Annotated in this window: 6 protein-coding genes; 5 read left to right on the top strand and 1 reads right to left on the bottom strand. The window is 67.2% G+C overall.

The window, feature by feature from the left end; all coding sequences use genetic code 11:
• Positions 1-115: 115 nt before the first annotated feature.
• Positions 116-535 (bottom strand): SRPBCC family protein, encoded by a 420-nt coding sequence (locus ACFWPK_RS18585; protein ID WP_378917305.1) that lies wholly within the window; start codon positions 533-535, stop codon positions 116-118.
• Positions 536-650: 115 nt separating this feature from the next.
• On the opposite strand from ACFWPK_RS18585, the gene steA reads away from it, so the two are divergent.
• The 5 genes from steA (at position 651) to xerD (ending at position 6,333) form a co-directional block, all read left to right on the top strand.
• The gene (steA, locus tag ACFWPK_RS18580) at positions 651-1,850 is read left to right on the top strand and encodes a putative cytokinetic ring protein SteA (protein WP_378917303.1); all 1,200 of its coding nucleotides are present in this window, start codon (positions 651-653) and stop codon (positions 1,848-1,850) included.
• Positions 1,847-2,788: a copper transporter gene (locus tag ACFWPK_RS18575; RefSeq protein WP_378917332.1), complete on the top strand. Its 942-nt coding sequence runs from the start codon at positions 1,847-1,849 to the stop codon at positions 2,786-2,788. The genes steA and ACFWPK_RS18575 overlap by 4 nt, the downstream gene beginning before the upstream one ends.
• A gap of 194 nt (positions 2,789-2,982) precedes the next feature.
• Positions 2,983-4,704, top strand: coding sequence for a CTP synthase (locus ACFWPK_RS18570; protein WP_378917301.1), 1,722 nt, complete (start codon positions 2,983-2,985; stop codon positions 4,702-4,704).
• Positions 4,705-4,725: 21 nt separating this feature from the next.
• A complete protein-coding gene (locus ACFWPK_RS18565) occupies positions 4,726-5,361 on the top strand; it encodes an NUDIX domain-containing protein (RefSeq protein WP_378917299.1) in 636 nt (211 codons plus the stop codon).
• A gap of 39 nt (positions 5,362-5,400) precedes the next feature.
• The gene (gene xerD, locus ACFWPK_RS18560; protein WP_378917297.1) at positions 5,401-6,333 is read left to right on the top strand and encodes a site-specific tyrosine recombinase XerD; all 933 of its coding nucleotides are present in this window, start codon (positions 5,401-5,403) and stop codon (positions 6,331-6,333) included.
• Positions 6,334-6,456: the final 123 nt, after the last annotated feature.

Raw genomic sequence — 6,456 nt, 5'->3', positions numbered from 1 at the left:
CATCACCTTGCTGCCGCTGTCGACGCCGTTGAGCCTGAACTGGCGCGGCGGCCGCGGCGCGGGCCGCCCCCCCCCCCCCCCCCCCACGCCGGCTTCGATCAGCGCGGGGCTTCGATCAGCGCAGGGCTTTGCGCACGCCGCCGATGAGCTGGTTGGTCAGCTGACGCAGGCCGAACTCGAGCACCGGCGCGGGTACGGGCAGCGACGGCTCGGACTCCATCGAGTACACCACGCGGGTACCGCCCTCGCTGGTATCGGCGAAGGTGACGATGCCGACGTGGCGCTTGACCGGCGCGCCCTTGACGATCTTGTATTCCATCCGCTCGCCGGGGACCAGCGCGGTGATCTCCTCGGTGACGCCTGCCTTGCCGAAGCCGAGCAGGTGCTGGGCGCCGACGCCGGTGGCCGGATCGCCCGCCTTGACGAGCTTGACCTGGATCGGCAGGTACGGGCTGACGCTCTCACGCTCGGTGAAGAGGCGGTAGACGATGTCGCGAGGTGCGTCGAAGACCGTCTCGACGGTGCTGCGTGGCATGAATGTGTCTCCTGTCCGAAATGTCTGTGACCCGGAGCATACGGGTAGTCGCGGCCCATGCCCCGACCGGCGCGCCTCCACCAAAGGTTGAGGGTTTGGCTTCATCATCGGCCTCATGAAGATGCCGGCGTTGTTGTCACGGAACACGGAAACGCTGCCCGGTGTCGCCGGGATCGCCCGGGTGGATCGCGATACCGGCCGATTGCTGCGGCGGGTCGGGCCGGGGGATGTGGTCGTTCTCGACCAGACCGACCTGGACCGCCACACCGCCGACCGGCTGGTCGAGGCGGGGGTGCTTGCGGTGATCAACACCTCCCCGTCGATTTCCGGGCGGTATCCCAATCTGGGACCGGAAGTGCTGGTGGCCAATGGAATCGTGCTGATGGACACGGTGTCCTCCGACGCGTTCGGCAGGATCAAGGACGGCGCCAAGGTGCGTATCGACGGCGGCATCGTCTACGCCGACAAGCTGACCAAGAAGGAACCCGAGGTCCTGGTCGAGGGCATCGAATTCGACGAGTCGGCGATCGCCGACCGGATGATCGAGGCGCGCATCGGCCTTGCCGACCACCTCGACGCGTTCGCGGGAAACACCACCGAATTCGTGCGCACCGAGAGCGCGCTGCTGATCGACGGTGTCGGGGTGCCCGATATCGAGCTGAACATGCGCAACCGGCATGTGGTCGTGATCGCCGACGGCTCCGGCCATCTCGCGGAATTGCAGCGGCTCAAGCCGTTCATCAAGGAGTACGCGCCGATCCTGATCGGCGTCGGCAGCGGCGCCGACACGTTGCGCAAGCTCAAGTACACGCCCGACCTGATCGTCGGCGATCCCGACGAAATCAGCACGGAGACACTGAAATCCGGCGCCGAGATGATCCTGCCTGCCGACACCGACGGCCACGCGAAGGGGCTGGAGCGGATCCAGGACCTCGGCATCGGTGCCACCACGTTCCCGTCCTCGGGTTCGCCGACCGACCTGGCGCTGATGCTCGCTGATCATCATGGCGCGTCGCTCATCGTGCTGGCAGGCGCGCCCGCGTCGCTCGAGGATTTCTTCGACCGTGGCCGTCGCGACAGCAACCCGGCCACCTTCCTGACCCGGTTGAAGGTCGGCGCGAAGCTGGTGGACGCGAACGCGGTGTCGACGCTGTACCGCCACCGTTCCGCCGGTGCCGCGCTGGCACTGGTGGTGCTGGCCGCGCTCGTGGCGATCGTGGTGGTGATCTTGGCCTCGCGCAACGGCTCCGAGGTGCTGGACTGGGCGATCGAATACTGGAACAGCTTCGTCCTGTGGGTGCGTGGTCTGCTGTGATCTCGCTGCGTCAACACGCCATCTCGATCGCGGCGATCTTCCTCGCGCTGGCGGTCGGGGTGGTGCTCGGTTCGCACACCCTCGCCGGCGACATGCTCGTGGGCCTGCGCTCGGACAAGACCGACCTGAACACCCAGGTAGACGCACTGACCGCCCAGAACGACCAGCTCACCGCCCGCCTCGACGCCGCCGACCGTTTCATCGCGGGCTCGGCTGCCCGAATCCTGAACGGCACCCTGGCCGACCGCACCGTCGTCGTCCTCACCACCCCCGACGCCGACCCCGCCGACATCGACGGCGTGAGCCAGTCCCTGCAAACAGCAGGCGCCACCGTGACCGGCCGCATCGCCCTCACCGAGTCGTTCGTCGACGCCGGGGAGGGCGACCGCATGCGCTCCGCCATGACCAACATCGTCCCCGCGGGCGCCCAACTGAACACCGGTGCCGTAGACCAGGGCAGCCTCGCAGGCGACCTCCTCGGCCTTGCCCTGCTCCAAGACCCCACGACCAACCACCCCCGCAGCACCCCCCAGGAACTGTCCCTCATCCTCGAAACCCTCCGAGGCGGCGACTTCCTCACCTACACCGACCCCCCGACGAGACCCGCCCAACTGGCCGTAGTCATCACCGGCAACGGTGTCGAACCCGACACCGGCCAGGGCGCGACTATCGCCCGCTTCACCGGCGCCCTCCGAGCAAGAGCCGCGGGAACAGTCCTCGCAGGCCGCGCAGGCGCCGCGGAGAACAACGCCGCCATCGCCAACGTAAGAGCCCAGGCCCCCCTGGCAACAACAGTCACCACAGTCGACAACGCAGACCGCGAAATAGGCCGAGTAACAACAACACTCGCCCTGACAGAACAACTCACAGGCGGCGCAGGCCGCTACGGAACAGGCCCAACAGCGACCTCGCTGACTCTCGTAGCCATGCCCCGCTGAATGAGAACCTCACCACCTTCCCAAGGCAAGTTCCCGCGACTCGCGTACCGACGTAACAACTGATCACGCAAGAACATGGGTAACTCCCCGGGTACGAGCAAACCCCGCCGCCGACCAACTGCCAGCGGCCGACGCGGCCGTTTACGCACCTCGGTTGCGCTTAAAGATCCGGGGAGGCGGTACAGTGGTGGTCCGTGGGTCATCAACGGAATCAGGCTAAGAATGCCACCAAGCACATCTTCGTGAGCGGTGGCGTCGCATCCTCATTGGGTAAGGGTCTCACCGCCTCCAGCCTCGGTCAGCTCCTGACCGCGCGCGGCATGCGGGTGACGATGCAGAAGCTCGACCCGTATCTCAATGTCGATCCGGGCACCATGAACCCGTTCCAGCACGGCGAGGTGTTCGTTACCGAAGACGGCGCCGAGACCGACCTGGACGTGGGTCATTACGAACGTTTCCTCGATCGCGATCTCACGATGGACGCGAACGTGACCACGGGCCAGATCTATTCGACGGTGATCGCCAAGGAACGTCGCGGTGAGTATCTGGGCGATACGGTGCAGGTCATTCCGCATATCACCGACGAGATCAAGAATCGCATCCTGGCGATGCAGGGTCCTGATCTCGAGGGGCATGTGCCGGATGTGGTGATCACCGAGATCGGTGGCACCGTCGGTGACATCGAGTCGCAGCCGTTCCTCGAGGCGGCCCGCCAGATCCGTCACGATGTGGGTCGCGACAACGTGTTCTTCCTGCATGTGTCGCTGGTGCCGTACCTGGCGCCTTCGGGTGAGCTCAAGACCAAGCCGACGCAGCATTCGGTGGCCGCGCTGCGCAATATCGGTATCCAGCCCGACGCGCTGATCCTGCGTTGCGACCGTGAGGTGCCGCAGGGTCTCAAGAACAAGATCGCGCTGATGTGCGACGTCGATGTGGAGGCGTGCATTTCGACGCCGGACGCGCCGTCGATCTACGACATCCCGAAGGTGCTGCACAGCGAGGGCCTCGATGCCTATGTGGTGCGCAAGCTCGGGCTGCCGTTCCGCGATGTGGACTGGGCGGTGTGGGGCGATCTGCTCGATCGCGTGCATTCCCCGCGCGAGACCGTCGAGGTGGCGCTGGTCGGCAAGTACGTCGATCTGCCCGATGCCTACCTGTCGGTGACCGAGGCGCTGCGTGCGGGTGGTTTCGCGCATCGCGCCAAGGTGAACATCCGCTGGGTGCCGTCGGACGAGTGCGAAACCGAAGCCGGTGCCATCGCGGCTCTGCGTGATGTCGACGCCGTGCTGATCCCCGGTGGATTCGGCATTCGCGGCATCGAGGGCAAGCTCGGCGCGATCGGCTATGCCCGGCATCGCGGTATCCCGCTGCTCGGCCTGTGCCTCGGTCTGCAGTGTGTGGTCATCGAGGCGGCGCGTTCGGTCGGTATCTCCGACGCGAACTCGGCGGAATTCGAGCCCGACACCAAGAACCCGGTGATCTCGACCATGGCCGATCAGGAAGACGTCGTCGCCGGTGAAGCCGACCTCGGCGGCACCATGCGTCTGGGCGCCTACCCCGCCACCTTGAAGAAGGGCTCGGTTGTCGCGCAGGCTTACGGCACCGAGAACGTGTCCGAGCGGCACCGGCACCGGTTCGAGGTGAACAACTCCTACCGCGACGCCATCGCCAAGAGCGGGCTGGTTTTCTCCGGCACCTCGCCCGACGGGCACCTGGTGGAGTTCGTCGAATACCCGGCTTCGGTGCATCCGTTCTTCGTCGCCACCCAGGCGCATCCGGAGCTCAAGAGCCGTCCGACCCGGCCGCATCCGCTGTTCGCGGCGCTGATCAACGCCGCGTTGAAATATAAACTGGCCGAACGCCTTCCCGTAGACTTCCCGGAGGAAGAGCTCGCGGAGCAGGCCGCGGACGCTTAGGAACATCGGCGATAGGAACGCATGAGCGAGCCCGGTAGTCACGACTTCGAGACGGTGTCGAGCCGGGTGCTCTACAGCGGCGCGATCCTGGCCCTGCGCCAGGATCAGGTCAGGATGCCGGACGGGCGGGTCGCCGAGCGTGAGGTCATCGAGCATCACGGTGCTGTCGCGGTGCTCGCGCTCGACGACGACGGCAATGTGGTGCTGATCCGCCAGTATCGGCATCCGATCGGTACCCGGCTGCTGGAACTGCCGGCCGGGCTGCTCGATATCGAAGGTGAGGACCCGCTCACCGCGGCCAAGCGCGAGCTGGCCGAGGAGACGGGCCTCGCCGCCGCGCAGTGGTCGGTGCTGGTGGATGTGGCGTTGTCGCCGGGCTTCACCGACGAGGCGCTCCGGGTGTTCTTCGCGACCGGTCTCAGCGCCACCGACCGGCCCGATCCCGAGCACGAGGAAGCGGACCTGGAACTGGTGCGGATGCCTCTCGACGAGGCGGTGCGGGCCGCGCTGGCGGGGGAGATCGTGAACGCGACCGCGGTCGCCGGCGTGCTCGCCTATGCCGCGGCGCGGGCGAGCGGGGTACCGATGCGTGCCGCCGACGCGCCGTGGCCCGGTCAGCCGACGACCTTCCTGCGGCGCAAGGCTGCCCAGGCGTGACCACCGCAGCGGTCGGCGGGGACTAGACGGGGCGGGGGCGTGCTCGAGCGGGAGATAGACGCCTACCTCGACCACCTGGCGGTCGAGCGCGGAGCCGCGCGCAACACCCTCGGTGCCTACCGTCGTGATCTGGCCCGCTACCGGAATTTCCTCGCCGGTCGCGGGGTCGCAAGCTTGGGCGCGGTGGCCCAGGGTGACGTCGCCGAATTCACCATGGCGTTGCGTTCCGGCGGCGCCGATCATCCCGCCCTGGCCGCCGGTTCGGTGGCCAGGGCGTTGATCGCGGTTCGCGGACTGCACCGGTTCGCCGCCGCCGAGGGCATGACCGACACCGATGTGGCGCACGCGGTGAAACCACCGGCGCCGGGTCGGCGGTTGCCCAAAGCGCTGCCCTACGACCAGGTTCTGCGACTTCTCGAGTCGGTGGGCGGCGAACCGGACGGCTCCGACGGGGGACCGCGCGGACTGCGCGACCGGGCCCTGCTGGAACTGCTCTACTCCACGGGCGCGCGGATCTCGGAAATGGTCGGGCTCGATGTCGACGACATCGACGCCGAACAACGCTGTGTGGTGCTGCACGGCAAGGGCGGAAAACAGCGCCTCGTCCCGATCGGCCGCCCGGCGCTCGCATCCGTCGAGGCGTATCTGGTGCGTGGTCGTCCCACCCTCGCCGCGAGCGGAAAAGGTTCCGGCGGAGCGCTTTTCCTCAACGCCCGCGGCGGCAGACTGTCACGGCAGAGCGCCTGGCAGGTATTGCAGACCGCCGCCGAACGCGCCGGGATCGGCGCGACGGTCTCACCGCACACCCTGCGTCACTCCTTCGCCACCCACCTGCTCGACGGTGGCGCCGATGTGCGGGTGGTGCAGGAACTGCTCGGCCACGCTTCGGTGACCACTACCCAGATCTACACCCTCGTCACGGTGAGCACCCTGCGCGAAGTCTGGGCCACCGCCCATCCGCGTGCGACGTGAACCGTACCCACCGGTACGTGCTGAGCAGGTATCGTGCGAACACGCCCGGCGTTGCCATGCCGTACCTCACCGGTCCGAGCGGTAGCGTCTACCCAGAGTTGGACCGTACGAAAGCGAGCCGGT

The organism is Nocardia sp. NPDC058519 (genome assembly GCF_042719755.1).
GTDB lineage: Bacteria > Actinomycetota > Actinomycetes > Mycobacteriales > Mycobacteriaceae > Nocardia.
The sequence above is the reverse complement of the archived record's forward strand: the minus strand, read 5'-3'. Positions and strand labels throughout refer to the sequence as shown.